The following is a 26,588-nucleotide window of genomic DNA, read 5'->3' as shown; positions in this document are numbered from 1 at the left end:
GAACGACTCTCAGCATTCTTTCAACCAAGCTGGGTAGAATAGTCTCGGGAAAGGAGCCCGCGCCCCATGCATGTCGTTCGATTCCCTGGCGCCGCCTACGTCGCGACCCAAACGCATCGGATTCTCCTGGGCACGTTTCCCGAGATCCACCAGCACCTCATGCAGCGCGGGCTCGCATGGCCGAACGTCGTGATCTTCACCGACGCGGTGCTGCGCGATCGCCTCCCCCAGATGGTGCCCGAGTTCCTGTTCTTCGGGCATGTCTTCTTCAACCGTAACTTCGACTTCGCCACCCTCTCGGTCAAGGAGCCCCTGGCCTTCGTGGGCACCGAGAGCCAAGTCTCGCGCGCTTCGCGCCTGATGGACATCTCCCTCTTGGGCATGACCCCCGAGGTCCTCGCACGCGACCTGGACCCGGCGCGCGCGGCCATGCTCAAGCGCGAATGCGACTACTTCGCCCTGCGGGACAAGCAAGGCGAGATCATCCCGACCGACCGCTTCCTCGACCAGCGCACCTGGGATGCTGCGGGCAAGGTAACGTTCGGCGAGACGGAGATCGAGCGCCTGGACGGCCTGCGCTACGTGGTCCGCGAGGGCGGCGAGGAAGTCATCCTCGACCTGTCGGCCGACACCGGCCTGCAAGGACCGGCCTGGAGCATCCCCGAGGTTTCGGAGCTCGCTTCGTCCGAGCCCTTCTCGGTGCGGATCCTGGGAGCGGCGGGTGCTTTTCAGCACGTGGCCCCCAGCACCAGCTACCTGATGACCCTCGACGGCGCCCACTACCTGATCGACTGCTCGCCTTACGTCCACCGCACCCTCGCGCACTTCGGGGTGGGAGTCGACCAGATCCGAGCCCTCTTCATCTCCCACATCCACGACGACCACACCGGCGACCTGATGACCTTCGCCCGGGAGGGCGAGCCCATCGACCTCTACACCACCCGCGAGGTCTGGGCCTGTCTCTCGATCAAGCTCGCGGCCATCCTGAACATCGACGAGAAGGCGGTCGAGGGCTACTTCCGCTTCCGCGAGATCGTCCCCGGCACCCCGCTTTTGCTCGACGGCGCCCGCCTCGACTTCCATGACGCCTGCCACTCGGTGCCCTGCGTCGGGGTCACCATCACGGTCGGCGACGAGGAGCTCGTGATCACGAGCGACACCGCCGGTCACCGCCAGCTCATCGACATGCGCGACAAGGGGATCATCGACCAGGCGCGCTTCGATTCCCTCGAAGCCCTCCTCAAGGGCCAAAAGGTCATCGTGGACGCGGGCGAGGCCACCATCCACGGCTACATCGAGGACTTCCTGCACCTGGAAGACCACGACAACCTGGTGCTGGCGCACCGCCACACCCTGCCGCCGCAGTACGAAGAGCGCTTCGCCCTGGCGCAGCCGCTACAGCTGTTCGAACTGGGAAACCTCGGCGCGGCCGCTCGTAACGCCGGAAAGATCGGTCGCACCCTCGAAGCCTGGCACCTGAGCGCCCCCGGTGAGTGGGCAGAGCGCTTCGCCCGCGAGGCCCTCGTGCGCGAGCCCGCCGCCGGCGAGGTGGTCATCCAGCAGGGGAGCGTAGCCGAGGACGGCTGCTTCTACCTGGTCACCCACGGCTTCTTCGACGTCCACATGAACGGTTCGATCGTCGCGCAGCTGCGCGCCGGTGACTTCTTCGGCGAGCAGGCCCTGCTCGATGCGGCCGGCAAGCGTGCCGCCACGGTGCTCGCCACCACGCCGGGACGGTTGCTCGCGATCCCGGGGACCTCCTTCAAGGCCATGCTCGCCAGCGAGGACGCCATCGCCCTTCGCGAGGGCCGCGAGCTCTTGAGCGATCGCCTGCGCCGCCTGTGGGAGAACCGCGCGGCCATGGCGCGTAGCACGGTCTTCTCCGGGCTGGACGCCTACACCCTCAACGCCTTCTCCCTGCGCCTCCAGCAGGTGCAGATGGGGCCCGAGCAGGTGGTCATCACCGAAGGGGCCGCCGACGACGCGTGCTACCTGGTCGTGAGCGGAAGCCTGCGGGTCGAGGCCCCGGATCTGGCCGAGGCGCCGGTGCTGCGCGAGAACGACCTCTTCGGCGAAGGGGTCGCGGGCGGCTTCACCCCCAAGCGCTCGGCCACGGTGCGCACCCTCGAGCCCTGCACCCTGCTCAAGCTCTCGCCCCAGGACATCCGCAGCATCGGCAGCAAGCATCCGCAGGTCCTCTCGGCCCTGCAGGAGCTGGTCAAGCAGCGCCACTACCTGCCTGCGGTCTAACCCCCCAAACGGTTCGCTCTCCTGTACGCGCTCCGACGGCCCCCATGATAGGGTTGCGGCCATCGGAGCCCATCCCGGCGAGCGCTTGCGCCGCCGACATGACGAGGGGGAAGCCATGGATGCCATCCGTCTGCTGACCGACGATCACCGACGCGTCGACGCGCTGTTCGAGAAGTTCGAAACCCTCAAGGAGCAGATCGCCAAGAAAGCGATCGTGCAGCAGCTGTACGACGAGCTCAACGTCCACGCGCAGATCGAGGAGACGATCTTCTACCCGGCCTTCGGCAAAGCGACCAAGGACCAAGAGAAGGTCGACGAGGCCCTCGAGGAGCACCGCCAGGTGAAGCAGCTCCTGAGCGACCTGATCCAGATGCAGGCGAGCGATCAGGGTCTCGCCAACAGGGTGACCAAGCTCAAGGAGCTGGTGCAGCACCACGTGCGCGAGGAGGAGGGCGAGATGTTCCCCGAGGCGCGCGAGCACCTGGCGGCAGGCGAGCTCAACCGGCTCGGCGAGCAGCTCGACAAGGCCAAGGCGGGCGCCCAGGAGAAGGTCCAGCAGCTCCGCGTCACCATGGCCCCCGAAGCCCCGGTCGAGGCCCGCAGCAAATCTTCTTGAGCAGCCTCAAAGCGATGCGGGCCGCCCGTGTAGGGCGGCCCGCATCGCGTAAATAGAAGTAGGGGCACGCGTCGGGTCAGTAATTCCAACCCGCTCCGATGAGAATCCCGTTGAGGAACTGGGAATAGGCGCTCCCCCTGGCGGCGTCTCCCGTGTAGCCCATCGAGAGGTAGCCGGGCCCCACGTCGAGCATGAGCTCGGCGGTGTAGCGGCTCTGAGAGAGCGGGAAGACGTTCCCGAAGCCCTGGAAGAGGTTCCCGTTGACGCTGGGCAGAAGCAGGTAGTCCAGTTGCAGGGAGAGGGCGGGGAGCAGGCGGAAACGCCCCCCCAGGCCCAAGGCGTAGCCGTGGTGGAACTGGGTGGGTGAAAAGGGCAGGGTCGCGCCCAGCGTGTGGGAGTAGGCGGTGATCTGACGCGCCATGTAGCCCAGGTGCAGGGTGGGCTCGATGCGGCCGTCGAGCAGTGGATAGCGCGCGACCAGAGCCGGCAGGAGCATCAGGTCGGTGCGGTTGAGGCTCACGCCCTCGGCGGCCATGTCGTAGGTCAAGAGGCGCGAGTCGAGGCCGAAGCCGACCCAGGGCGTGACCCAGTGGCGCAGCTCGACGCCGTTGATCCCCGCAGGGTAGGCGAAGACGGGCCCCGTCGAAGCGCCGTAGTCGTCCAGGGCTTCGAGCTGCTGCCAGCGCAGCATGACGGTCGAACCGAAACCCCACTCCACCTTTTCGGCCGGCGCCTCTTCCTCCTCGGGCGGCTCCACCGTGATGGGCTCCAGGGTGGGGCGCTGCCAGCTCGGAGATGGCGACGGGGCGGGCTTTTCGGTCCGGACGACAGGAACGATCGGCCGCTCCACAGGGGGCGGGGCCGCCACCTTGATGACCTCGCCCGTCGGCGCCGAAGGGGCCGGAAGATCGCTCGCCTGGGCACCCCCAGCTTGCTTACCGGGAGCGGGCGTCGCACTCGGTAGCACGATCGATTCGGGCTCCGGCAGGCGCAGGTTGTCCGCCATGGGGGGAAGGGTTTCGAGCTCGCGCTCGCCCTTGGGGACCGGCGGCTGCTCCAGGGTGATGGTGATACGGCCCGGCGACTGCCGCACCGCGATCAGGGGCTCCACCTTGGGCTGCAACTCGACGACTACGCGCACGATCTCGGGATTGCCCGCCACCTGCGAGACCGAGAAACCCCGGATCCGGCGGCTGGTAACCGCCTGGCCCTGCTGGGCGTTCACGGCGAGGGCCGCGTCGCGCACGTCGATGACCAGCCGATCGGGGTTGATCAGGCGCTTGGTCTGGACCAGGGGCGTGCCGGTGGTCTCGATGGTGAAGGTGCGCTTGGCATCGTCGTAGCGCACGGCCCCCACGTAGGAGGCCGCGGCGTAGACGGGAAGGGGCGTGGCGATGGCGAGCGCCAGCGCCAGCAGGAGGCGCTTCAAGTTAGCGCACCACCGTCGCTTGGGCGCCGAAGCGGGCGAAAGCTTGGCCAGCCGCCCCGATCATGCCCGCGCGCGCGCCGAGGGTCGCCGGCACCAGGGCCGATGCGTCCCAGCCGCGCTCACCGTACAGGGCGGGGAGCTGCTCGCGCACCAGGGGCAGGAAGAGATCGGCCTGCTCGCTGACGCCGCCGCCCACCACGATCCGCTCGGGGTCGAGGAAGGCGATGACGGTCACGAGCCCGAGGGCGAAGTTTCGGACCATGTCGCGCACCAGGCCGAGCGCCTTCTCGTCGCCCGCGCGGGCCATCTCAAAGACCTGGTGGCTCGAAGGCGAGGGGCTCCAGTGCCCCGCGCGCGCCGCGGCCTTGGTGAGCGCCGTGCCGGAGACGTAGGACTCGATGCAGCCGTTCTGGCCGCAATTGCAGGGCAGGCCGTCCGGGACCAGGATGAAGTGACCGATCTCGGCCCCGCCGCCACGCGCCCCGCGCACCATCTCGCCGTTGGCGATGATCCCGCCGCCCAGGCCCGTGCCGATGGTGAGGGCCACGAGGTTCCGAACCCCCTTGCCAGCACCCACCCAGTACTCGCCGAAGGCGGCACAGTTGGCGTCGTTGTCCGCGCACGCCGGAATGCCGTGCGCCCGCTCCAAGGCCTCGGTCACGTGGGTGCCCGACCAGCCGGGCAGGTTGGGGGTGCAGTACTCGACCACGCCGGTCGCATGGTTGACGTGACCGGCGCTGCTCACGCCCACGCCGACGAGCCGCGCGCGCTGCTCGGCGCTCAGCTCGGCCTTGAGGGTGCCCACCCCTTCGACCAGGGCCGCCAGGATGGCAGGGCCGCCGCCCTCGGTCGGAGTCGGCAGGCGCCACTCGGCGTGCACGCGGCCTTCACCATCCACCAGGCCGGCGAGGATCTTGGTCCCCCCCAGGTCGAGGCCGAGGGCGTAGGCGTCAGCGAGGTTCGTGGCCATGGCGGCGCATCTCCTTCAAGAAGCGTTCGGTGATCAGTTGCGGGCGGGTGATGGCGGATCCCACCACCACGGCCCAGGCACCCCGTTCGAGGGCCTGGCGGGCCTCGGCGGGCTCCCAGATGCGGCCTTCCATGATCACGGGGATCGTAAGACGACGCGTGAGGTCCTCAAGAAGGCGCCAATCAGGCCCTTCCTGCTTGGGGCTCTGGGGAGTGTACCCGGAAAGGGTGGTGCCTACGAGCGATGCCCCCAGGGCTTCGGCGCGCAGGCCCTCTTCGAGGGTCGAGACGTCGGCGAAGACGGGACGCCCCAGCTCTTCCTTGATGCGCCGGATGGTCTCTTCGAGGGTGAGGCCGTCGGGACGCCGCTCGGTGGTGGCGTCGATCGCGATGAAATCGGCGCCCGCCTCGGCGACCTCGCGGGCCGACTCGAGGGTCGGGGTGATGTAGATCTCCCACTCGGGCTTGCGGATCTTGTAGAGGCCCACGATGGGAAGATCCACCGCCGCGCGGATGGCGCGGATGTCCGAGGGGCCCTCAGCCCGGATGGCCACGGCCCCGCTCTGAGCAGCGGCCCGCGCCATGGCGGCCATGATGGCCGAGCCGTGTAGCGGCTCGTCATGACCGGCCTGGCACGAGACGATCAGGCCTCCCTTGAGGCGATCGCGCAGCTCCACCGCCTACTCCAGCTCCCCGCAGGCGGCCTCGACCGCCGCGAGCAGCGAGCCGTCCCGCATGATCGACACCATCGCCTCGATGTCCTTGGCGACGACCCGATCGGCGGCGAGGTAGGGGACCACCTTGCGGATCGCAGCGAAAGCGGCGGCGCTGCCGGTGCCCGCCGGGATCTTGCGGAAGTCGTGGGCCTGAGCGGCGCACAGGAACTCGATCGCGAGCACCCGCTCGACGTTGTCGCAGACGTTGACCGCCTTGCGCGCCGCGGTGGTGCCCATGCTGACGTGGTCCTCCTGACCGGCCGAGGTCGGGATGGAGTCGACCGAAGAGGGGTGGGCGAGGACCTTGTTCTCGCTCACCAGCGACGCCGCGGTGTACTGGGCAACCATGTAACCCGAGTTGAGGCCGCCTTCCTCCGAGAGGAACATGGGCAGGCCGTTCGAGTAGGTGGCGTTGACCAGGCGCTCGACGCGGCGCTCCGAGATGTTGGCGAGCTCGGACAGGGCGATCGCCAGGAAGTCCATGGCGAGCGCCACCGGCTGACCGTGGAAGTGACCGCCCGTCAGCACTTCGTCGCGGTCGGCGAAGATCAGCGGGTTGTCGGTGGCCGAGTTGAGCTCGATGCCGACGACCTTGGCGCCGTAGTCGATGGCGTCGCGGCTCGCGCCGTGGACCTGGGGCGCGCAGCGCAGTGAGTAGGCATCCTGGACCTGGTCGCAGCCCTCATGAGAGGCGACCAGCTCGCTATCAGCCGTCAGGCGGGTCATGTTCCGAGCGCTCGCCTGCTGGCCCGGGTGGGGCCGCAGGGCGTGGAAGTGGGGCAGATAGGCGCGAGGCGAACCGAGGGTCGCTTCGAGGGTCATGCCGCAGGCCACGTCGGCGAGCTTGGCGAGCCGCTGGGCGCGCGAGAGGGTCAAGGCCCCCAGGGCCGTCATGGCCTGGGTGCCGTTGATGAGGGCGAGGCCCTCCTTGGCGCCGAGCTTGATGGGGCTGAGGCCCACCGAGGCGAGCGCCTCGGCCCCGGGCAGCACCTTACCACCGACCTCGGCCTCGCCCTCGCCAATCATGACGAGCGCGAGGTGGCTCAGGGGCGACAGGTCGCCGCTCGCCCCCACCGAACCCTGCGAGGGGATCCGGGGGTGGACGCCGCGGTTGAGCATCTCGACAAGAAGCCGCAGGGTCTCGGGGCGAATCCCCGAGTAGCCCTTGGCGAGGGCGTTCGCGCGCAAGAGGAGCATGGCGCGCACGGTCTCGACGCTCAGGGGCTCGCCCACGCCGGCCGAGTGGCTCACGATCAGGTTGTGCTGGAGCTGCTCGACCGCCTCAGGGCTGATCTTGCGCTCCTTGAAGTAGCCGAAGCCCGTCGTGATGCCGTAGACCACGCGGTCCTCGGCGATCAAGGTGTCCACGTAGGCACGGGACGCCTCGACCCGGGCCATGGAGGCCTCGTCCAAGGAGACGGTGGCCCGCTCACGGGCAACACGGACGACGTCCTCGACGGAGAGGCTCTCACCGTCGAGGGTCAGGGGCAGCTGGTCGGTGATGGTCGCCATGGGATCCTCTGATTCTTAGGACAGGGCCTGGAAACGGCCGCGGACGATCTGCCAGTTGGCGGCGCGAAGCTCGTCGGCGCGCGTCATGAGGCGCTTGAGCTCGGCCTTCTTCTCGGTCACGTAGGTCGCGTCCTTGATCGAGTCCAGGTTGATGGCGACGTTGAGGACCGCGCCCTCGAGGCCGGTCAGGGCCTGCAGGAGGGCCACCGACGCGTCGGAGGTGGCGTTGGGGTTGCCCTTCTCGAGGGCGATCATGGCGAGCTCCGCAGCGGCCAGGCACTCCTCGGCCACTTCGAAGGGCACGTCGGCCGCATGGGTCATGGCCGCCTGAATGGCGGCCGAGCGAGCGGCCTTTTCCTCGTCGGTGGCCTTGGGGAGCTTGAAGGCCGCCGTCACCTGGTCGTAGGCGGCCGCGTCGCGGTCCACCGCCGCGGTCAGGACCGTGGCGATCTGGTGACCCTGCTCGACCATGATCTCGATGGTCTCGGCGACTTCTTCGAAGCCCGCGCGGCCGGTGGTCAGGCCGCCGACCATGGTGACCAGCGAGGCCGCGACCGCACCCGCCAGGGCCGAGGCGCTGCCGCCGCCGGGGGTGGGATCCGAGCCGGCGAGGCGGCGCAGGAAGTCGTTGACGGGAAGCTCGACGAGGGGCTTGGCGCTGAGGGCGTTAGACATGGGCGATCGCTCCGTTCGACTGCTGGCTGGCCTTGTCGAGCATGGCATTCTCCAGCACGAGGTTGGGGTTCCAGTTCTCCACCTGCAAGTAGTAGGCGGCGGCTTCCAGGAGGGCGGCCTGGGGGATGAGACCGACGATCTCGGCGCTCATGACCCGGGCGCCGTAGCGGGCGGCCTCGGCCTTGACCAGCTCCTGCACGCGGTGGATCGGGGTCTTCTCGTAGTTGAGGAGGTTCATGGAGACCTGGGCCTGGTTGCGGTCCGCGAGGAAGACGCCCATGCCCTGGACGTTCATCAGGCCGCCGGAGCTGGCGCGCACGGCCTTGGCGATCGCCTGGGCGACCTTGAGGTCGGGCGTGTCGAGCTGGAGGTTGTAGGCGACCAGGAAGAAGCGAGCCCCGATGGCCGAAACGCCGGCGCTGGCGTGGGGCGCGTGGGGACCGAAGTCGGGCTTCCAGGCCGGATCCTGCATCTTCTCGGCCATGCCCTCGAACTCACCCTTGCGGATGGCGGCGAGCACCTTGCGACCGGGATCCGAGGCGGCCTCGGCGTAGAGGAAGACGGGCACGTCGAAGCGCTCGGCGACCAGGGCGGCGACCTCCTTGGAGAGGGCCACGCAGTCCTCCATCGAGGCGTTGCGGATGGGAATGAAGGGCACCACGTCCACCGCGCCCATGCGGGGGTGCTCGCCCTGGTGCTCGCGCAGGTCGATGTGCTTGAGCGCCGCTTCGTAGAGGGCGAGGACAGCGGTCTTGAGGCCGTCAGGGGAGCCGACCAGGGTCAGCACCGTGCGGTTGTGGTCGTAGTCGCTCGACTTGTCGAGCAGGATCACGCCGGGCACGTTCGAGACCGACTGGCAGACGGCCTCGATCACCTCGGGGCGACGGCCTTCGCTGAAGTTGGGGACGCATTCGATCAGCTTCGACATTGAAACTGGCAACCTTTCTTTCTAGACTTCCTGCGCAACAGTCTTGGAGGGCATGCCGCCGGCGCGGTGGACGACCTTGCCGCGCTTGACGACCGTCTTCACGAGGTTCACGCCCATGTGGTAGGGGATCATCCGGTAGTCGTCGGCGTCCCAGAGGACCAGGTCGCCCAGCTTGCCGACTTCCAGGCTGCCGACGTGGTGGCCGCGCGAAACGGCGTGGGCCGCGTTGATGGTCGCAGCGACCAGGGCCTCGGCGGGGGTCAGCTTGAGCTGGGTGCAAGCGAACGACATCATCAGGCTCATGGACTCGCTGTAGCACGAGCCGGGGTTGAAGTCGGTCGCGAGCGCCACGGGCACGCCCAGCTCGACCATGCGGCGGGCCTTGGCGTGCTCGCGCATGCCGAGGAAGACCGCCGTGCCGGGCAGGAGGGTCGCAACGACCCCCTTCTTGGCCATGGCGGCGAGGCCTTCCTCGTTGGCGCAGTGGAGGTGGTCGGCCGAGACGGCGCCCAGCTCGGCGGCGAGCATGGCCCCGCCGGTGTCGCACAGCTCGTCGGCGTGCAGCTTGGCCCCGAGGTTCTGGCGCTGGGCGGCGCGCAGGATCTTGGCGGTCTGCTCGGGGGTGAAGACCCCCTTCTCGCAGAACACGTCGCAGAAGCGCGCCAGGCCGCGGATGGCGATGCGGGGGATGGCCTCGGTGCAGAGCCAGTCGACGTAGGCGTCGGCGTCCTCGCCCTCGGGCACCGCGTGGGCCCCCATGAAGGTCGGCACCACGTCGATGGGCTGGTGGCGGTTGAGCTTCTCGAGCACCTCGAGCTGCTTGAGCTCGGTGTCGAAGTCGAGGCCGTAGCCGCTCTTGGCCTCGACGGTGGTCGTGCCGTAAGCGAGCATGGTCGCGAGGTGACGCTCGGCCTTGCGGTAGAGGGTATCGGCGGAGGCCTCGCGGGTCTTCTTCACCGTCGAGTAGATGCCGCCGCCCGCCGCCATGATCTCGGCGTAGGTGGCGCCCCGGGCGCGCAGCTCGAACTCGCGCTCGCGGCTGCCGCCGAAGACCAGGTGGGTATGCGAGTCGATCAAACCGGGGGTGACGACGCAGCCGCGGGCGTCCATCTCGGCGGTGTCCGCGTCGACCGCGCCGCTGGTCATGACCTCGTCGGTGGTGCCGACGGCGATGATCTCACCGTCAGCGATCGCAACCGCCCCGTCGGGGATGATCGCGAGGTGGCCCTGCTGATGGCCGCTGCGGGGACGGCCGCTGCCCGAGATGGTGACCAGCTGAGCCGCGTTGCGGACGACCAGGTCCGCGTGGAAGGTGGAAGCGTCTCTCACCTTAGGCCTCCCGCATGGGCAGGCGCACGCCCTTGGCTTCGGCGCAGGCGATCGCTTCAGGATAGCCCGCATCCGCATGGCGGATGACGCCCATGCCGGGATCCGAGGTCAGAACGCGGCTGAGACGCGCGTCGGCCTCGGGGGTGCCGTCGGCGACGATGACCATGCCCGCGTGCTGCGAGTAGCCGATGCCGACCCCGCCGCCGTGGTGCAGGCTGACCCAGCTGGCGCCGCCCACCGAGTTGATCATGGCGTTGAGGAAGACCCAGTCCGACACGGCGTCGGTGCCGTCCAGCATGGCCTCGGTCTCGCGGTTGGGGCTCGCCACCGAGCCGCAGTCCAGGTGGTCACGGCCGATGACGATGGGGGCCGAGACCTCGCCCGCGGCGACCAGGTCGTTGATGCGACGGCCGAGGCGGGCGCGATCGCCGTAGCCCAGCCAGCAGATGCGGGCGGGCAGGCCCTGGAACTGCACCTGTTCGCCGGCGAGCTTGATCCAGCGGCAGAGCGCCTCGTTGTCGGCGAACTCCTCGAGGATGAGCGCGTCGATCCGCGCGATGTCCGCGGGATCGCCCGAAAGCGCCGCCCAGCGGAAGGGGCCCTTGCCCTCGCAGAACAGGGGACGGATGTAGGCGGGCACGAAGCCGGGGTAGTCGAAGGCGTTCGAGACGCCGCGGTCCTTGGCTACCTGACGCAGGTTGTTGCCGTAGTCGAAGGCGATGGCGCCCTTCTTCTGGAGTTCGAGGATCGCGCGCACGTGGATCGCCATGGACTCGCGGGCCTGCTCCATGTAGGCCTCGGGGTCCTTGGCGCGCAGGGCGGCTGCGGTCTCCAACGTGTGGCCGACGGGGATGTAGCCGGTGAGCGGGTCGTGGGCCGAGGTCTGGTCGGTCACCACGTCGGGGACGACGCCCAGCTTGAGGAGCTTGGGAAGGACCTCGGCGATGTTGCCGAGGAGGGCGATGGAGCGGGGGATGCCCGCCTCCATGGCGCCGCGGGCCTGGTCGAGCGCCTCCTCGACGGACTCGGCGACCATCTCGCAGTAGCCCTTCTCGATGCGGCGCTGGATGCGGGTGGGATCGATCTCGACGGCGATGACCACGCCTTCGTTCATGGTGACCGAAAGAGGCTGGGCGCCGCCCATGCCGCCGAGGCCCGCAGTGACGGTCAGCTTGCCCTTGAGGGTGCCGCCGAAGTGCTTGCGCGCCAAGGCCGCGAAGGTCTCGTAGGTGCCCTGGAGGATGCCCTGGGTGCCGATGTAGATCCAGCTGCCCGCGGTCATCTGCCCGAACATCATGAGGCCCTCGGCCTCGAGCTTGCGGAAGTGCTCCCAGTTGCCCCAGGCGGGCACCAGGTTGGAGTTGGCGAGCAGCACCCGGGGAGCGTCCGCGTGGGAGCGGAAGACGCCGACCGGCTTGCCGGACTGGACCAAGAGGGTCTCGTCGTTCTCGAGGGTCATGAGGGTGCGGGCGATGGCACGCAGGCTCTCCCAGTTGCGGGCCGCCTTGCCGGATCCGCCGTAGACCACCAGCTCATCGGGATGCTCGGCCACCTCGGGATCGAGGTTGTTGAGCATCATCCGCAGGGCGGCCTCCTGGACCCAGCCCTTGCAGTTGAGCTGGGTGCCGCGCGGGGCGCGGAGGGGGATGCGCGTCTTGCCCGCGAGCAGATCGGCGAGCTCGGGGGACTGGGTCGGCGTGGCGGTCGACATGAAAGGGCACCTCACATGTTAGGAAAGCAGGGCCATTGTACGATCGCACGGCATTCACAGCAAGGCGAGAGCTGCCGTGCGGCCCCTGGCGCGATCGCTGGAAATTATTTGAAATTTAACGCAAGATTAAATCACCTTAACCCTATAACTTAACCAACCAGGGCGTAGCCCGCCCCACCCGCTCTCGCTTGTTATCTCGTGAAGGAGTCGACGTGCAAAAGAAGCTTCTCATCGCCCTGCTCGGCATCACCTCGGTCACCATGGGCCTGACGGGCTGCGGCTTCGGCGGTGACGCGATCACCAAGACCTCGACCGTCCAGAACCCCATGCGCCTCAACCCCGAGGAATTCCGGGCCGACGGCGTCTCCAAGAAGCAGGTCCTCGTCTCCTTCAAGACCCGCACGGCCGACTTCTCGGCTTTCGAGCGCCGCAACGGCGTCAAGGTCAAGCGCTCGCTCTCGTCGATCGGCTCGGCCGTCGTCACCATCTCGGGGGATCCCGAGGCCTTCGTCGCGAAGCTTCGCCGTGACGCATCGGTCGCTCACGCCGAGCTCGACCGCGCTCTGATGATGGACGAGGTCAAGGTCAACGACCCCTCGCGCGGCCAGCAGTACGCCCTCGACACCGTGAACGCGAACGCCGCCTGGGATAAGACCATGGGCAGCGAGAAGGTCACCATCGCCATCGTCGACTCGGGTCTCGACCTCGATCACCCCGACCTCAAGGGCAAGCTGGTCCCCGGCTACAACTCGGTGACCCCCGGCCAGGCTCCCAAGGATGACGTGGGCCACGGCACCCACGTGGCGGGCATCGCCGCCGCCTCGACCAACAACGGCCTCGGCATCGCGGGCCTCGCTGCCAACAGCAAGATCATGCCCGTCAAGGTGCTGGGTGACGGCACCGGCTCGGCCGGCTCGGTCGCTGACGGCATCATCTGGGCCGTCGACCACGGCGCCGACGTCATCAACATGAGCCTCGGCTTCTACGACGAGAACGAGACCCTCGGCAAGGCCGTCGCCTATGCCCTCGAGAAGAAGGTCGTCGTCGTGGCCACCATGGGCAACAACAACATCGAGCGCAAGCGCTTCCCCGCTGCTTTCCCCGGCGTCATCGCCGTGGGCTCGACCGCCAAGGGCGATGCCCGTTCCAACTTCTCGAACTTCGGCAACTGGATGAGCGTCTCGGCCCCCGGCAGCGACATCCTCTCGACCTTCCCCAGCTACCCCGTCACCATCGGCGGCGGCAAGGACGGCTACGCGAGCCTCTCGGGCACCTCGATGGCGGCTCCCCTGGTCGCCGGTCTCTGCGGCCTGATCCGCAGCCAGCACCCCGGCATGGCGCCCGCCGAGGTCAAGAAGATCGTCGAAGCCAGCACCGCCGATCTCGGCGACAAGGGCTACGACAAGTACTTCGGCAACGGCCGCATCGACGCCTTCCAGGCCGTCTCGAAGTAAGCATCAACGTCTAACGAGCGGGCGGTCCGAATCGGACCGCCCGCTCGTTTTTCATGGGGTGATAAGGAGCAAGGCAAGGGCGGATCCCCGTTTGAGGATCCGCCCTTGCCTTGCTTAAAGTGATTACTGACCGTATTGGATAGTCGTGTTGTAAAGGGACTGGCTGGCCCCCAGGGTTTCGGTCGTCACATCCACCCGGGTGTCACCGAAGAAAGTGTAGACGTAGAGGCTGTTGCTCGCAGCCGAGGCGAAGGTATAGGAGCCCGTCGCGTCACCGGGGCTCTGGAACAGCTGAGCCCCGCTCTGATCGAAGATCATCATGGTCTTCGGGCTGCCATACCATCCCGACTGTGTGGCGTCGTAGCTGATGCGGTAGACCAGGTTTGGCGCTGTCGAGAAGCGATGCCACTCATAGGCCCCATAATCAGCTCGGCTGCTGAAGCTCCCTGTCGCCTCGACCGAGACCGGCTTCGAGACGTCCACCAGGCGGATATCGACCGTCTGGTTACTGCCCGCCGCCACGCTCACGGTGGCCGTTTTCTGGTAAGGCAGGACGATCCACGGCTTCGACGACACCCTGTCACTATAATAGGTCAACTGATAGGTTCCTGGAGCGATGTTGCCGATGCTGGTCTGGGACTGGCCGCTGTCAAAATATCGATTCTCCGAAGAGAGGGGATCTGAGAGCGTGATGCTACCGATGTAGCCATAGTAACGGCCCGACGAAAAATTCGAGCCGTCCGCGAGCCCATCCCCGTCCCGATCTTCCGCATTCGCATTAATGGCATTCGTGCTGGGCAGGGGGTAGACCTGCCCCTGCGGATCCAGCAAGCGCACCGTCACCATGCTCGGCGTGTAGATGGGCTGCGCACCACCGAGTTGGTCCAGGATGGTGCCCGTCGTGATGGCGCCCGGCTGGACCCCGTTCGTGATGAGGGCGTTGATCGCGTTCACGATGGGCGTCGGGTTCACGAAGGTCGGGTGGGTCGCGTAGGTCACCACCCCGTTGTTGGTGGTGGGGTTCAGGATGGGGTTGATCACCCCGCTGATGGCCGCCATGTTGACGGTGGGTGCTACCGAGGGACTCAGGGCCCCCATCACCTCAGCCAACGGAGTGGTACCAAACTTGGCCTCAGCGTTCACGACCTGACCGGCTATGCTCGTCGCCACGCCCTTGACCGTCGAGATGACATTGCCGTTGCCATCCCTGCCCACCGCCGTGATGATCTGGTTGCGGCCCGCCGGGAGCACCACGGTGCCCGCCGCCGAGACGCCACTCGAGACGTTGATCGAGGTCGTCACCGGATGGACGATGTTCTCACCCGTGATGGTCACGTCCACCCGGCGGATGTTGCTGAACTCGATGTACTGCGAGTTGCGCTCGTCCTTGGGGGGCTGCTTCTGCGGGATCACGACGAACAGGGTCATGGCCGCCTTGCCCTGGGGAATGCTCACGTCCTTGCCGACCGGGATGATCTCCTGGTATTCCGGCTGGTTCGGGTTGTAGGCGTAGGTCTCGCCCACGACCGTGGGCATCTGGGTCTTGATCAGCGCCGGAGCCGCCACGCATCCGGTCAGCAGGGCCATGCTCAGGGCAATCCCCGCCCAGGACTTGTATCGCATCATGGTCATTTCTCGTGCTCCTTAAAGACTACTGATCAAACCGGATGAGGAGGTTGTAGAAGGCGTCGCCAAGAGGCGTGGGGGCGGGGGTCGAAGTTGGTGCAGGTGTGGGGCTGGGCGTGGAGGTAGGCCAAGGCGAAGGAGCGGGGGTGGGCCAAGAAACGCCACCCGAGGCGGTCGCCTCCGGACCGAAGTCCACCGTCGCCAGCTCGCTACCCGAGTAGTCCACGACCACGCTGCGCGAGGCCCCCTCGCCGAAGATCGCCTCGGCGCTCTCCACCCCGAAGTCGGGGGACTCGAAGACCATCGTCCAGGTCCCCGGCGTGATGGACGGCAACTGGTAGGAGCCGTTTCCGAGATCGACCAGGATCCGCGAGGCCGGGTCGTTGACCCGCGCCTTGAGGGTGCGGCCCACGGCGAGGCCCTTGATCTGGAGGTGCAGGGTGGCCGGTTGCGCGATGAATGCCTGCTCGGCGGCAGGGATGGCCCCGTTGCTCGCGCGGATCCGGGCGGCGATCGCCTCCGCCTTGATCAAGCTCGGATGCCACTCACCCGCCACCTGGGGCGGCTGCAAACTCAACAACTGCAAGACCAGCGCTTGCAAGTCGTTGGCGGAAACCGAGCTTGCGAGCGTCGTGCCCGCTGCGAGATCGCTTTCCAGGAGGCGCTCCACGACGCTCCCGGCCGGGGTCGAATGCCAGGTGAGCGAAACGATGCCCGCCCCTCGCTGCACGGTGGCGATCGCCCGGATCAGCGCCCCGGGCACCACACTACCGTTCGTATCGAGCCCTTCGGCCGTGATGAGACGGTTGGGGCCAACGGGAATGTTCTGGATCTCGGCGCTCGCGATGCCGTTGCTCACCGGCACGGTCATGACCAGGGGCGTCGCGATCCCATGCCCGCGCACCGTAAGACGCGCCTGGGTGATCGTCGCGACGGGAAGCGCCTGGGCCTGGAAGGAGCTGACCGTGATCTTGGGGCGAAACGCCCCGAGCTCGACCTTGAGAGCCCCGGTTTCCTGCTCGGCGACATGGCCGGCCGGTGTATCCCAGAGAGGGGTGGGGGTGACACAGCCAACCATGGCCAACGCCAAGAGCAAGGAGGATCGAGTAAAGACGGCTTTCATGGGGCCTCCAAGCGTGCAATGAAACGAAGTATGATTTTTTTAGTGTCTTATAACTATACAATAAAAACAAACCCACCAAGAAACACACGACATCCTCACAAAAGCCAGACCGCCTCGGCAGGGCGAGGCGGTCTGATGCGCGAAACGTGATTCTTCAGCCGATGTTCGAGAAGGCCCGTCCGATTAGAAGCAGACCAGGCCGCCGACCGTGAAGCCGGGCGAGAGGCCGTAGGTCGTCCGGCGCGGGCTCAGGGTCTGGGTCATGGAGACCGTATAGCCGAGGGCTGCGACCAGGGCAAAGTTCGGCGAAAGGGACCAGTCCATGCCGACGCCCGGCGCGATCCCTGCGTCGCTGCGCCCGGCGTAGAGGTTGTTGCCCACCCCGGCCCCCAGCAAGCCGTAGAAGGCCACGCTGTCAAAGCGAAGCGGCGCGTACATGACCTGGGCCCCGATGTTGTAGAAGCCACCGAGAGATCCGTCGTCCTTCAGGCCCATGAAGGGGACCCCCGCCACCTGGAAGCCCACGCCGTTGTCCAACCAGCGCCGGTAAGTGATGCCCGAGCCCGCCAGGGTCGAGACGCTCAGGCCCAGGCCGTTGGGGTTCGAGAGGGTCGGTTGCTCGGCGGCGACGGCCACGGCCGGCGAGACCGCGAGGGCGGTGACGACGAGAACCATCGAAAGCAGATGACGAGACATGAAGGATCCTCGCAGGTGCATGAAGAAGGGCGTCGAGGCCACCTTAGCCCGGTGAAGCAAGCCGATCCGTGAGTCCAGTCACCCGATCTCGCCGGGATCGCGCCCCTTTGCTATGATAGAGGCCGTTAGCGCCCTACCACTCATACAGGACGGACTTCATGCCTCAGCTCAAGGACACCCGCGCCATCATCATGTTCAAGGGGGATGAGGGCAAGTACGAGCTCGAGCTCGACTTCGACGGCAAGGTCGGCAACCTCGTCAACCTGGAAGACCTGGACATGACGACCAAGCCCGCCGGCAAGTACCGCATCATCAAGAAGGACGTCACCGAGACGCCCAACGAGCCCACCGTCGTCGTCTACCACCTCGAGCGGTTCTAATAGCCATGTCGCGTCCCGCCGCGGTAGCCGCAGCGATCGCCCTGGTGAGCGCGCTTGCCGCGCCCGCCCAGGCCGAGCTGCAGTACACCCTGCCCATCGGCTACCGCACGCTCGCCCTCAAGGCGGGAAACGACACCCTCGAAGCGCGCGGCGCCTTCGTACCGCTCATCTGGTTCGGAGGCCCCACGCGCTTCTTGAGGCTGAACTTCGAGGCGGGCGGCGCCTACCTCAAGGACGGCCGGGGCGAGACCTACACTTACGGCGTCGGGCAAGCGAGCGCGAACTTCGAGCTGCCCCTGGGCCCCCTCACCCCCTACGCGGGGATCGTCGGCCACTACGCCTTCCCCTTCCAGCAGCCGAGCTACGTCACGGGCAATCCCTACGGCTACATGCCGCAGGCGGGCGTCGCCCTCGACCTGGGGCTGGCCCAATTGGACCTCCACGTGGCCCAAGGCCCCGTCTACGGCCTCAACCAGCCTCCCGGCACGCCCTACGCGAGCACCCTGACCGAGATCGGCGGCCGCCTCTCGCTCTCGTTCTAGCCCTCCTGCGAACCCGGCGCGTCCAACGAGTGGACTCCGGGTACAAAGAGGTCATGCTAGGAACGATCTCACCCTCCACCCTCGCTACCCTGCCCCGAGCCATCGATCGCCTCGACGAGGCCGCCCTCACCTGGGCCACCACGCGCGGCATCGGCATCCTCGTCACCATCGGGCTCGCCTTCGTGGCGCTACGCCTCGGCACCGCCCTGATCGACCGAATTCAGGGCGCCCTCCAGGATTCCTCGCGCGCCGATCAGAGCCCGCGCCGCGCCCAGCGCAGCCTGACGCTGACCACCATCCTGCGCAGCACCCTCAGGGCCGTGGTCCTCTTCGCGACCACCCTCTCGGTGCTCGCGGCCGTCGGCATCAACATCACACCGATCCTGGCGAGCGCCGGGGTCGTCGGCCTCGCGGTCGGTTTCGGCGCCCAGAGCCTCGTCAAGGACGTGATCTCGGGCTTCTTCATCCTGTTCGAGGACCAGTACGGGGTGGGCGACGTGGTGGACATCGACGGCAAGAGCGGCCTGGTCGAGCGCATGAACCTGCGCATCACCCAGCTGCGCAACACCGCCGGCGAGCTCATCACCATCCCCAACGGCAGCATCAAGATCGTCTCGAACCGCTCCAAGGAGTGGGCCCGTGCCGTCCTCGAACTCGGGGTCGCCTACGACGCCGACGTGGATCATGCGCTGAGCTTGATGATGGAGGAAGGGCGCAAGCTCTGGGAAGAACGCCCGAACGACGTGCTCGCGCTCCCGGAGATCGCGGGAATTCAGGCGTTCGAAGAGAACAGCATCCGCTTGCGAGTCCTGATGAAGACCGCCCCCCTCCAGCAATGGTCGATCGCAAGCGAGTGGCGACGCCGGACCAAGTACGCCTTCGACCGCGAAGCCATCAAGAGCCGCAGCGGGCTCTAAAGCGAGCCCCTACTTCGAGACCGCAACCCCCACGTTCCAGCCCTGGAAACCCATGTACTGGGCGAGCTCGGCGCGCGAGATGGTGAGGCTGCCGACGCGGGACTGGGGATCGTTGATGCTGACCTTGTCCCCCTGGATGCCCGTCACCAGGATGAAGTGACCGCCGTCGAACTTGGCGTACTGGCTATCGGTGAAGCGTCCTTCGTAGGCGATCGGGTTGCCGGCGAGCACCACGGGCTTGCCCTGGGCGATCGCTGCCTCGACTCCTGCCAGGCCGTAGACCTTCTCGGCCTTGGCGCCGCTCGCGACGGCCCCGCGCAGCACGTCGTCGTCCGACGTCAACTTGAAGTCGTCCATGTCCCCTTCCATCGCCATGCGGGTCCGGTCGATCCAGGCCTCGGGGTTCTTGGCGTCGATCAGGCCGGGCGGCTTGAGGCCCAGGGCCTTGAGGGCCATGGCGAGGCTCGCGGGACCGCAGTTGGTGTTGCCGTCGGTGGCGTTGGGGTTCCAGCGCGAATCGAGGACCTGGCTGAAGAAGAAGGTGTTGGGATCGGCCGAGAGGGGCGCCTTGGGCGCGGCCGGCACGGAGAGCGAGGAGATGAAGACGTCGCGCCCGAGGGTCGAAACAGGAGGCTTGGGAGCCGCCGGCGCGCTCGAAGGCTGCTGACTCGGAGCACCCGCCAGCAGTTGGCGCAGCGACTGGAGAATCTGGTTGTAAGATCCAAGCCTCGCAACTGACATGGGCGTTCCTCCTACTACCGGAGTTATCGCCCGATCACCGCCTGAAGTCGGTTATTCAACCATTAAGCTTGCGCTAACGTTCACCCAAGAAGTCCAGCCCATGGGAAAGGCCCCCCTCGTCGGAGGGGGCCTTCGGCGTTTTGGTTACCAGCTAGGCCTGCGCGGCGGTCGGGGGGCAGAGGATGTTCTGCAGCTGCTTGACGGCGCGCTTGAGGCGGCGGCAGATCTCCATCTGGGAGACGCCGAGCCGGCGGGCGACCTCGGCCTGGGTCATGTCCTGGAAGTAGCGCATCTCGAGCAGCTCCTGCTGCTGCTTGGAAAGGCGGCCCATGGCCTCCTTGAGAAGCAGGCGCTCGTCCAGATCCCCCTGACCGTCGCGCTGCGAGCGCGGATCCATCAGGGTGTCCAGCAGGGTACGGGTGTCGTCGTCGTCGCTGCGGCCTTCCTGATCGAGCCAGTAGACCGAGACGCGGTTGTCGTACTGCTTGACCTCGTCGATCTGGTGGACGGTGATCTCGAGCTGGTCGGCGAGCTCCTGGTTGGTCGGCTCGCGGCCGAGCTCGTGCGAGAGGTTCGCGGTCACGACGCTCAGGCGGTACGAGAGCTCCTGGAGGGCGCGGGGGCCGCGCAGGAGGTTCTGACGATCGCGCAGGTAGTGGCGGATGTGGCCGGTGATGTAGTGGACGGCGTAGGTCTTGAACTCGGTGTTGTGACCCAGCTCGTAGCGATCGATGGCCTCCAGGAGGCCGATGGAACCGACCTGGATCAGATCCTCGACGGGATCCGTGCTGCGGCGGGCGAGACCGCGCGCAATCTTCTTCACCAGGGGGATAAACTCGTGGACGAGCTTTTCACGTTCCTGCGGGGTCAACGACCACTTACGAGTACTTTCCACGCATAACCTCCGGTCGCTCAAGGATGCCGATAGCGGATGACGGATCGCTTGCTAGATCGGGCCGACGTTGCTGAGTTGGGTACAAGGTGCATCAGCCTTGAGTTTTTTGACTGAATTCCTCAAAAAGTATAACAGAATGATTTCGAGTTTATGCCGCGAGCCTTTTTACGTTTTGTAAAAGACCCGAAATTATCAGCAACTTCCGCCATGAACGGGGTAAAACCCTATCGTTATCGTCACAATTAAGTAAGCGAGGGATAACCCCTGCTTGCTATTTATTTTCCCACGCAAAAGCGTGCGAAGATGTGATCGATTACCTCCTCTTTGAGGTCCTCGCCGGTGATCTCACCCAGGGCTTCCATTGCAGCCCTCAGATCGATCGCGACGAAGTCGGCCGGCATCTGGCGCGAAACGCTCTCGAGGGCCCTCTCCAGGCTCTCTCGGGCGCGCGCGAGCGCGGACTGGTGCCGCGCGTTGATTGCGACCGAGGCAATCGGCGATAACGCCGCTCCCAAGGTCAAATCATATATCGCCTGTTCCAGATCCGCCAGCCCCGACCCCGTCGCCGCCGAGATCCGCAGGGCCAAAACGCCCTCGGGAAGCGCGATCTCCACCTCCGGGTAACGATCGATCTTGTTCAAGGTCACCACGGTCGGCCCCGCCGAGCGGGAAGCCTCCAGGATCTCTTCGTCGTGGGGGGTGAGCCCCGCGCCCGCATCCAGCACCACCAGCCGCACGTCGGCCTCCGCGAGGGCCTCCTTCGAGCGTTCGATGCCGAGGCGCTCCACCACGTCGGCCCCCTCGTCCCGGATCCCCGCCGTGTCCAGGACGCGGAAGGGGACCCCCTTGATGGCGAGCCCCGCCTCCAGCACGTCGCGGGTGGTGCCCGCGATGTCGGTCACGATAGCCCGCTCGGCTTGCAGGAGCGCGTTCAGCAGGCTCGACTTGCCCACGTTGGGGCGCCCCACGATGGCGAGCGACGCCCCCTCGCGCAAGAGGCGTCCGCCGTCGGCGGTCGCAAGCAGGTGCTCGGCCTGGGCGATGAGGGCCCCGAGGGTCTCGCGCATCCGGGCGTCTGGCGGCGGATCGATCTCGTCGGGGAAGTCGATGGAGGCCTCCAGCTCGGCCAGCAGGAGCTTGATGGGATCCCTCAGGGAGCGGGTGGCCTGGGCGAGGCGTCCTTCGAGCTGGCCGAGGGCTGTTGCCAGGGCGCGCTCGGTGCGCGCGCTCGACACGTCCGCGATGGCCTCGGCCTGGGTCAAATCGATCCGCCCGCCGAGGAAGGCCCTCTTGGTGAACTCGCCCGGCGCCGCGAGGCGCACGCCCCGGGAGAGAACCGCGGCCAGGATCCGCTGCATGACGGCCGGTCCCGCATGGCACTGGAGCTCGACCACGTCCTCGGTGGTGTAGGAGCGCGGCGCCCGGAAGACGAGCATGACGATCTCGTCGAGGGTCTCGCCCGTCTGGGGAGACACGACCCGGCCCACGTGGAGGGACTTGCCCTCGCGTGCCTCCAGGGGAGGATCGAGCGGGCGGTCCGTCGTAGTGCGGAAGAGGGCCTGGGCGATCGAAAGGCTCTCGGGCCCGCTGAGCCGAACGATGCCGACCCCGCCGGTGCCCGGCGGGGTCGCGATGGCGGCGATGGTGTCGAAGAGGATCATCGAGGTCCTAGAAGGCGCGTCGCGGGGCCCCCGCGCGCTTGAGGTGGACCACCACGTAGCGGTTGGGCTCCTCGCCCTGGCTGCCCGTCTCCATGTCGGGGAAGGCCAGGATCTCGTTGTGGACGACCTTGCGGTCGGCGGCGCCCATGGGCGGCAGGCGCAGCGAGCGGCCCGTCTCGCGGACCCGATCGACCGCGTCGAGGGCCTGCTCCACCAGCTTCTCGTGGTGGCGCTTGCGGTAGTCGTGGACGTCCACGATCAGGCGCTTGCCGATCTTGGGGCCGTAGGCAACGTTGAGAAGGTACTGGAGGGCATCCAGGGTCTGGCCCTTGCGGCCGATCAGCATCCCCGCGTCGTCCTCGGTCTCGATGTGGAAGGTGATCGACTCCTCGTCGAAGATCAGCCCCACCGAGCAGTCGAGCTCCATCTCATCGAGGATGTCGAGCAGCCAGTCCTGCGCCTCGTCGAACTCGGGCCGCACCACCAGGCGCAGCTTGGTCCCCTTCGGGCCCTCTTCGAGGACCTCGATCTCGACCTCCTCGGGTTCGCGCTGAAGGATGTCGAGGGCCTCATCGAGGGCCTGCTGATAAGTCTTTCCGACGTGCTCGATCTGTTCCACCGGTGGAGCCTCTCTTTCCTGCTGCTTACTTCTTATCGGACTTGGAAGAATCGTCCTTGATGACCGTCGGGGTGGTGTCGATCACGGCCTTGGAAGCCGGGACCGAAGGAGCGCCCGCGGGGAGGGGATTCGCCCGCATCAGGACGAGGTTCTGGCCCAAGGTGATGATGTTGGAGACGGCGATGTAGAGGAGGATGCCCGACGGCAGGGGGAAGAAGAGGAACATGACGGTCATCATGATGGGCATCATGGTGAGCATCTGCTTCTGCATGGGGTCGTCGGGGTTGGTGGTCATGGTCTTCTGCATCACGTAGGTCGAGAGGCCGAAGAAGAGCACCAGGAGCAGGTTGTCCCAGAGCAGACCGTGGGGCACCCCGGCGTGATCCTTGCCGGGCAGGACGCCCACCGCCGCGAGGTTCTGGATGAACAGGAAGCTCTTGTGGGCGATCTGGGCCTGGAACTCCTTGTTGCCGAGCGAGGAGTAGAGCGCGAACAGGAAGGGCAGCTGGATCAGCATGGGCAGGCAGCTGCTGAAGGGGTTCGCGTTGTGGTCCTTGTAGAACTCCATCATCTTGGCCTGGAGCTCTTCGGGCTTGTCCTTGTACTTGGCCTGGAGCTCCACCAGCTTGGGCTGGAGGGCCTGCATCTGGCGGCTGGCCTTGAACTGCTTGGCGGTCAAGGGGAAGAGCGCCGCCTTGATGGTCACCGTCAGAAGGATGATCGCCAGGCCGTACGAGTGCGTGAACGCGTAGAAGGCGTTGAGGATGGGGATCATCATCTGGTGGCTTAGAAAGTCGATCGGGTTCACTCAGGTCTCCTAAGCGGTGCCGGAGGCACCGGGTCGTAACCCCCTGGGGTCCAGGGGTGGCACCGCAAGAGGCGCCAGGTTGCGAGCAAGAGACCTTTGAGCGGGCCGTGCCCGGTGATGGCCTCCAGCGCGTACTGCGAACAGGTGGGGTGGTACCGGCAACGCCGGGGCGTCATCCGCGAGAAGAGCTGGTACACCCGGATCAGCGCAGTCATTGTGCCAATCAACAGGGCTCTCATCGCCTTTGCCGCCTCCATCGTCTCACAACCCTCAGAAAGTCTAGGGGGTCGCCTCCGGCGTGTCCACAACCGAGCGAGGACGCAGCGAAGCCCGATCGAGCAGGCGCTTGACTGCCTTCTCGAGGGTCTCGAAGTCGGCCTCAGCCGCGCGGCTGCGAGCCCTGAGGATGAGACGGTGGCCCGGTACGATCTCGGGCAGGAGGGTGGCGATGATCGCCCGCAAGCGGCGCTTGACCCGGTTGCGCACGACGGCGTTGCCGACTTTCTTCCCTACCGAGAAACCGACCTGACAAGTGTCAGGCCGGTCCGAAAGCGCTTGGACGTGTAGCACCGCCAGGGCGTCGGGATAAGCACGTCCTCCCTCGTATGTGGCACGGAATTCACCGGCACGACGGAGGCGGGCACCCGAGGGAAGCACGAGGCGATACGGCGTCGGGATTTAGCCCGCGAGGCGAGCGCGGCCCTTGGCGCGGCGCGCCTTGATGACGCGGCGGCCGTTCTTGGTGCTCATGCGCACCAGGAAGCCGTGAGTCTTCGCGCGCTTGCGCTTCTTGCCACCGTGACGGAAGGTCAGTGCTTGTTGAGCCATCTTTTGTGATCCCCTTTTGCAGACAACCCCTGGACGAGCGGGTCTCGCGGGGCGTTCAAACTCCTCAATGACCGGGGCCAGAGGCCTCGTCAGTCTCCGCGAGTTTATCACGCGATTAAGGATCGATCAACATGTTTGGAGCCGTGATCTCCCCGTCCTGTGGGAGTTTTCAACAGGCGGGCTGTGGATAACTTTGTGGAAAACTTGGGGATGTGGTGGGGAATTTCAAGCTGTCAAGGGTTTTTGGGGTCTGGGGCAAATTGAAACCACTGTTCGAAAAATCGGCGTGAGGGGCGTCACAACTGGCTTTGAGGCGATCGTGATCTTTCTTGAAGATTGATCGGGGGTTATCCGCTCCGTTCGGGTGTTATGTGGACAACTTGTCCCCATGGTGTGGATAAGCGAGGGAGGGAATTGTGGATAACCTGGGGACGCCTGTGTAGAACCCTGGGGATAAAGTGCGGAAGAGGAGGGGAAGAGGTTCGATCTTATCCCCAGAGGCTGTGGAGAACTCATGGGGCCGATCCGGCATGATCCGCCGCTACCGCTTCGTTTTCGGGGCCATGGGGATAACTCGCCTGTGGAGAACATGTTGATATCTCTCCGAAACGGAGTTGTCACGGGGGTTTGCGCCCTGTTGAAAGCCATGGGATAAGCCGCTTCATGCCTGTGGACAAGGAGTGAACATGATCGGCCCCTGCTTGCGCTGAGTTATCCACTGGGGACAACTCAGCGACTTCTCCGCTCCTCCGTCCACTCCTCGGATCCCTGTGCCTGCCCGGGATCCGGGAGTTATCCACATGTTCCACTCCCCTTACTATTACGGGATCTATTTATTGATCTCTCAGGGATCCCTTAAACGATCGATCAAGCAAGCCCGAAAAACCCCTTGAGATGGGCATTCGCCCTTACCAAGCACGGAAAAATCGGGTAGAATTTTGGTTCGCACGATCGATCGCAAGACGGGAGATTCAGGAGAGGCAATGGAGTTCACTTGTACGCGTGACGACTTTTCCAAGGGCATTCAAGCGGTGCAGCGTGCCGTGGCGAGCCGCGGGCCCCTCCCCATTCTGAGCAACATCCTGATCGCGACCGAGGGCGACAGCCTCAAGATCACCGCGACCGACCTGGAAGTCGGGATCGAGGCCCGCGTGCCCGCTCAGGTCCAGACCTCGGGCGCCATCACGCTGGCGGCCCGCCAGCTCTCCGAGATCATCAACAAGCTGCCCAACAGCGACGTGGCCTTCTCGGTCGGCAGCGACGACGTCCGCGCCACCGTGCAGTGCGCCCGCTCGCGCTTCGTCCTGCCCAGCCTGCCCGCCGACGAGTTCCCCAAGCTGCCCGAGATCAGCCCCGCGGCCACCATGGTCCAGCTGGCGGGTGATCAGCTCGCCAAGGGCATCCGTCAGACCTCGTTCGCCGCGGCCAAGGACGACAAGAGCGTGATCAGCGGCCTCTACCTGCAGCTCGCCAACGGCGCGCTCGAGGTGGTCGCAACCGACGGCTACCGTCTGGCCTGGCGCAAGTGGGACGTGGGGACCCAGGGCGAGCTCAAGGTCATCGTGCCGGCCCGCGCCATGGCGGAGCTCGCGCGCCTTCTGAGCGGCGCCGACGCCGAGGCGGTGAACGTGGCCGTCGTCCAGAACCAGATCCTCTTCTCGGTGGGCGATCGCTACCTGACCTCGCGCCTGATCGACGGTCAGTTCCCCCCCTACGGCCAGATCATCCCCACTTCCTTCGCCTACGAGATCCTGATCGACCGTCACCTGCTCCAGAGCGCGGTCGAGCGCGTCAGCATCATGGCCTCGGAGCGCGAGGCCAAGGTCGTCAACCTCAACTTCAAGGCGGGGGATCTGCACCTCCAGGCCAACGCGGCGGATCTGGGCGAGGGCGACGAGCACCTGCCCGTCGAGTTCGACGGCGAGGACGTGAAGATCGCCTTCAACGCGACTTACATGCTCGACTCGCTCAAGGTCCTCGAAGGCGAGACCGTCAAGCTCTCGCTCAACGGTCCCCTGGCCCCGGCCCTGGTCCAGAGCACCGAGGATCCGACCTACTCGTGCATCCTGATGCCCATCCGCAGCTAAGCCGCTGATTTCAACCGCAGCGCGGGGTCCCGACAGGGGCCCCGCGCTTTCTTAACGCAATAGCCGCGGGCGCTAT

Annotated in this window: 26 protein-coding genes; 7 read left to right on the top strand and 19 right to left on the bottom strand. The window is 66.4% G+C overall.

All coding sequences use genetic code 11. The features are described 5' to 3' along the window. The first annotated feature begins 66 nt into the window (after positions 1–66). Positions 67–2,250, top strand: a complete 2,184-nt coding sequence (locus J7643_17605; protein MBO9542411.1) for a cyclic nucleotide-binding domain-containing protein — start codon at positions 67–69, stop codon at positions 2,248–2,250. A gap of 115 nt (positions 2,251–2,365) precedes the next feature. Continuing rightward, complete coding sequence (locus J7643_17600; protein MBO9542410.1) at positions 2,366–2,866, top strand: hemerythrin domain-containing protein; 501 nt, start codon at positions 2,366–2,368, stop codon at positions 2,864–2,866. A 76-nt stretch (positions 2,867–2,942) separates the two neighbouring features. On the opposite strand, the gene J7643_17595 is transcribed toward J7643_17600, so the two are convergent. The 8 genes from J7643_17595 to hutU are packed head-to-tail and all read right to left on the bottom strand — an operon-like array spanning position 2,943 to position 12,135. Then, positions 2,943–4,295, bottom strand: a complete 1,353-nt coding sequence (locus J7643_17595; protein ID MBO9542409.1) for an AMIN domain-containing protein — start codon at positions 4,293–4,295, stop codon at positions 2,943–2,945. 1 nt (position 4,296) lies between these two features. Continuing rightward, complete coding sequence (locus tag J7643_17590; protein MBO9542408.1) at positions 4,297–5,265, bottom strand: ROK family protein; 969 nt, start codon at positions 5,263–5,265, stop codon at positions 4,297–4,299. Continuing rightward, positions 5,246–5,935, bottom strand: coding sequence for an N-acetylmannosamine-6-phosphate 2-epimerase (locus J7643_17585; GenBank protein ID MBO9542407.1), 690 nt, complete (start codon positions 5,933–5,935; stop codon positions 5,246–5,248). Before J7643_17585 ends, J7643_17590 begins: the two co-directional genes overlap by 20 nt. Positions 5,936–5,944: 9 nt before the next feature. Next, positions 5,945–7,492, bottom strand: coding sequence for a histidine ammonia-lyase (gene hutH, locus J7643_17580; GenBank protein MBO9542406.1), 1,548 nt, complete (start codon positions 7,490–7,492; stop codon positions 5,945–5,947). 15 nt (positions 7,493–7,507) lie between these two features. Then, complete coding sequence (locus J7643_17575) at positions 7,508–8,167, bottom strand: cyclodeaminase/cyclohydrolase family protein (GenBank protein ID MBO9542405.1); 660 nt, start codon at positions 8,165–8,167, stop codon at positions 7,508–7,510. After that, positions 8,160–9,095, bottom strand: coding sequence for a glutamate formimidoyltransferase (gene ftcD / locus J7643_17570; protein MBO9542404.1), 936 nt, complete (start codon positions 9,093–9,095; stop codon positions 8,160–8,162). The genes J7643_17575 and ftcD overlap by 8 nt, the downstream gene beginning before the upstream one ends. Positions 9,096–9,116: 21 nt before the next feature. Beyond that, positions 9,117–10,496, bottom strand: a complete 1,380-nt coding sequence (locus J7643_17565) for an imidazolonepropionase (protein ID MBO9542403.1) — start codon at positions 10,494–10,496, stop codon at positions 9,117–9,119. Continuing rightward, positions 10,426–12,135, bottom strand: a complete 1,710-nt coding sequence (gene hutU / locus J7643_17560; protein ID MBO9542402.1) for a urocanate hydratase — start codon at positions 12,133–12,135, stop codon at positions 10,426–10,428. Before hutU ends, J7643_17565 begins: the two co-directional genes overlap by 71 nt. Before the next feature lie 212 nt (positions 12,136–12,347). On the opposite strand from hutU, the gene J7643_17555 reads away from it, so the two are divergent. Further along, the gene (locus J7643_17555; GenBank protein ID MBO9542401.1) at positions 12,348–13,589 is read left to right on the top strand and encodes a peptidase S8; all 1,242 of its coding nucleotides are present in this window, start codon (positions 12,348–12,350) and stop codon (positions 13,587–13,589) included. Between the two features lie 123 nt (positions 13,590–13,712). Here the strand turns inward: J7643_17555 and J7643_17550 are convergent, their stop codons facing one another. From J7643_17550 to J7643_17540, 3 genes are all read right to left on the bottom strand, one after another. After that, positions 13,713–15,221, bottom strand: a complete 1,509-nt coding sequence (locus tag J7643_17550) for a hypothetical protein (GenBank protein MBO9542400.1) — start codon at positions 15,219–15,221, stop codon at positions 13,713–13,715. Positions 15,222–15,240: 19 nt separating this feature from the next. Beyond that, complete coding sequence (locus tag J7643_17545; GenBank protein MBO9542399.1) at positions 15,241–16,338, bottom strand: hypothetical protein; 1,098 nt, start codon at positions 16,336–16,338, stop codon at positions 15,241–15,243. A gap of 183 nt (positions 16,339–16,521) precedes the next feature. Beyond that, on the bottom strand, positions 16,522–17,034 hold the full coding sequence (locus J7643_17540; protein MBO9542398.1) for a hypothetical protein: 513 nt from the start codon (positions 17,032–17,034) through the stop codon (positions 16,522–16,524). A gap of 158 nt (positions 17,035–17,192) precedes the next feature. Here J7643_17540 and J7643_17535 point away from each other — a divergent pair, with 158 nt between their 5' ends. Genes J7643_17535 through J7643_17525 form a run of 3 tightly spaced genes read left to right on the top strand, consistent with a single transcriptional unit; the run spans position 17,193 to position 18,873 of the window. Next, a complete protein-coding gene (locus J7643_17535; GenBank protein ID MBO9542397.1) occupies positions 17,193–17,414 on the top strand; it encodes a hypothetical protein in 222 nt (73 codons plus the stop codon). Between the two features lie 5 nt (positions 17,415–17,419). Then, positions 17,420–17,956 (top strand): hypothetical protein, encoded by a 537-nt coding sequence (locus J7643_17530; GenBank protein ID MBO9542396.1) that lies wholly within the window; start codon positions 17,420–17,422, stop codon positions 17,954–17,956. 53 nt (positions 17,957–18,009) lie between these two features. Then, a complete protein-coding gene (locus J7643_17525) occupies positions 18,010–18,873 on the top strand; it encodes a mechanosensitive ion channel family protein (GenBank protein ID MBO9542395.1) in 864 nt (287 codons plus the stop codon). Between the two features lie 9 nt (positions 18,874–18,882). On the opposite strand, the gene J7643_17520 is transcribed toward J7643_17525, so the two are convergent. From J7643_17520 to rpmH, 8 genes are all read right to left on the bottom strand, one after another. Beyond that, entirely contained in the window at positions 18,883–19,614 is a 732-nt protein-coding gene (locus J7643_17520; GenBank protein MBO9542394.1) for a C39 family peptidase, read from the bottom strand. A gap of 151 nt (positions 19,615–19,765) precedes the next feature. Further along, on the bottom strand, positions 19,766–20,509 hold the full coding sequence (locus J7643_17515) for a sigma-70 family RNA polymerase sigma factor (protein ID MBO9542393.1): 744 nt from the start codon (positions 20,507–20,509) through the stop codon (positions 19,766–19,768). A 275-nt stretch (positions 20,510–20,784) separates the two neighbouring features. Then, on the bottom strand, positions 20,785–22,167 hold the full coding sequence (gene mnmE / locus J7643_17510; protein ID MBO9542392.1) for a tRNA uridine-5-carboxymethylaminomethyl(34) synthesis GTPase MnmE: 1,383 nt from the start codon (positions 22,165–22,167) through the stop codon (positions 20,785–20,787). A gap of 10 nt (positions 22,168–22,177) precedes the next feature. Next, positions 22,178–22,789 carry a KH domain-containing protein gene (locus tag J7643_17505; GenBank protein MBO9542391.1) on the bottom strand — a complete coding sequence of 204 codons (612 nt, stop codon included), beginning with the start codon at positions 22,787–22,789 and terminating at the stop codon, positions 22,178–22,180. Between the two features lie 25 nt (positions 22,790–22,814). Continuing rightward, positions 22,815–23,597: a membrane protein insertase YidC gene (yidC, locus tag J7643_17500; protein MBO9542390.1), complete on the bottom strand. Its 783-nt coding sequence runs from the start codon at positions 23,595–23,597 to the stop codon at positions 22,815–22,817. Continuing rightward, positions 23,594–23,836, bottom strand: coding sequence for a membrane protein insertion efficiency factor YidD (gene yidD, locus J7643_17495; GenBank protein MBO9542389.1), 243 nt, complete (start codon positions 23,834–23,836; stop codon positions 23,594–23,596). The genes yidC and yidD overlap by 4 nt, the downstream gene beginning before the upstream one ends. Before the next feature lie 40 nt (positions 23,837–23,876). Next, positions 23,877–24,254, bottom strand: a complete 378-nt coding sequence (rnpA, locus tag J7643_17490; protein ID MBO9542388.1) for a ribonuclease P protein component — start codon at positions 24,252–24,254, stop codon at positions 23,877–23,879. Between the two features lie 21 nt (positions 24,255–24,275). After that, positions 24,276–24,425: a 50S ribosomal protein L34 gene (gene rpmH, locus J7643_17485; protein ID MBO9542387.1), complete on the bottom strand. Its 150-nt coding sequence runs from the start codon at positions 24,423–24,425 to the stop codon at positions 24,276–24,278. 983 nt (positions 24,426–25,408) lie between these two features. On the opposite strand from rpmH, the gene dnaN reads away from it, so the two are divergent. After that, positions 25,409–26,512: a DNA polymerase III subunit beta gene (dnaN, locus tag J7643_17480; protein ID MBO9542386.1), complete on the top strand. Its 1,104-nt coding sequence runs from the start codon at positions 25,409–25,411 to the stop codon at positions 26,510–26,512. Positions 26,513–26,588: the final 76 nt, after the last annotated feature.

The organism is bacterium (assembly GCA_017744355.1).
Classification (GTDB): Bacteria; Cyanobacteriota; Sericytochromatia; order S15B-MN24; family UBA4093; genus JAGIBK01.
The sequence above is the reverse complement of the archived record's forward strand: the minus strand, read 5'-3'. Positions and strand labels throughout refer to the sequence as shown.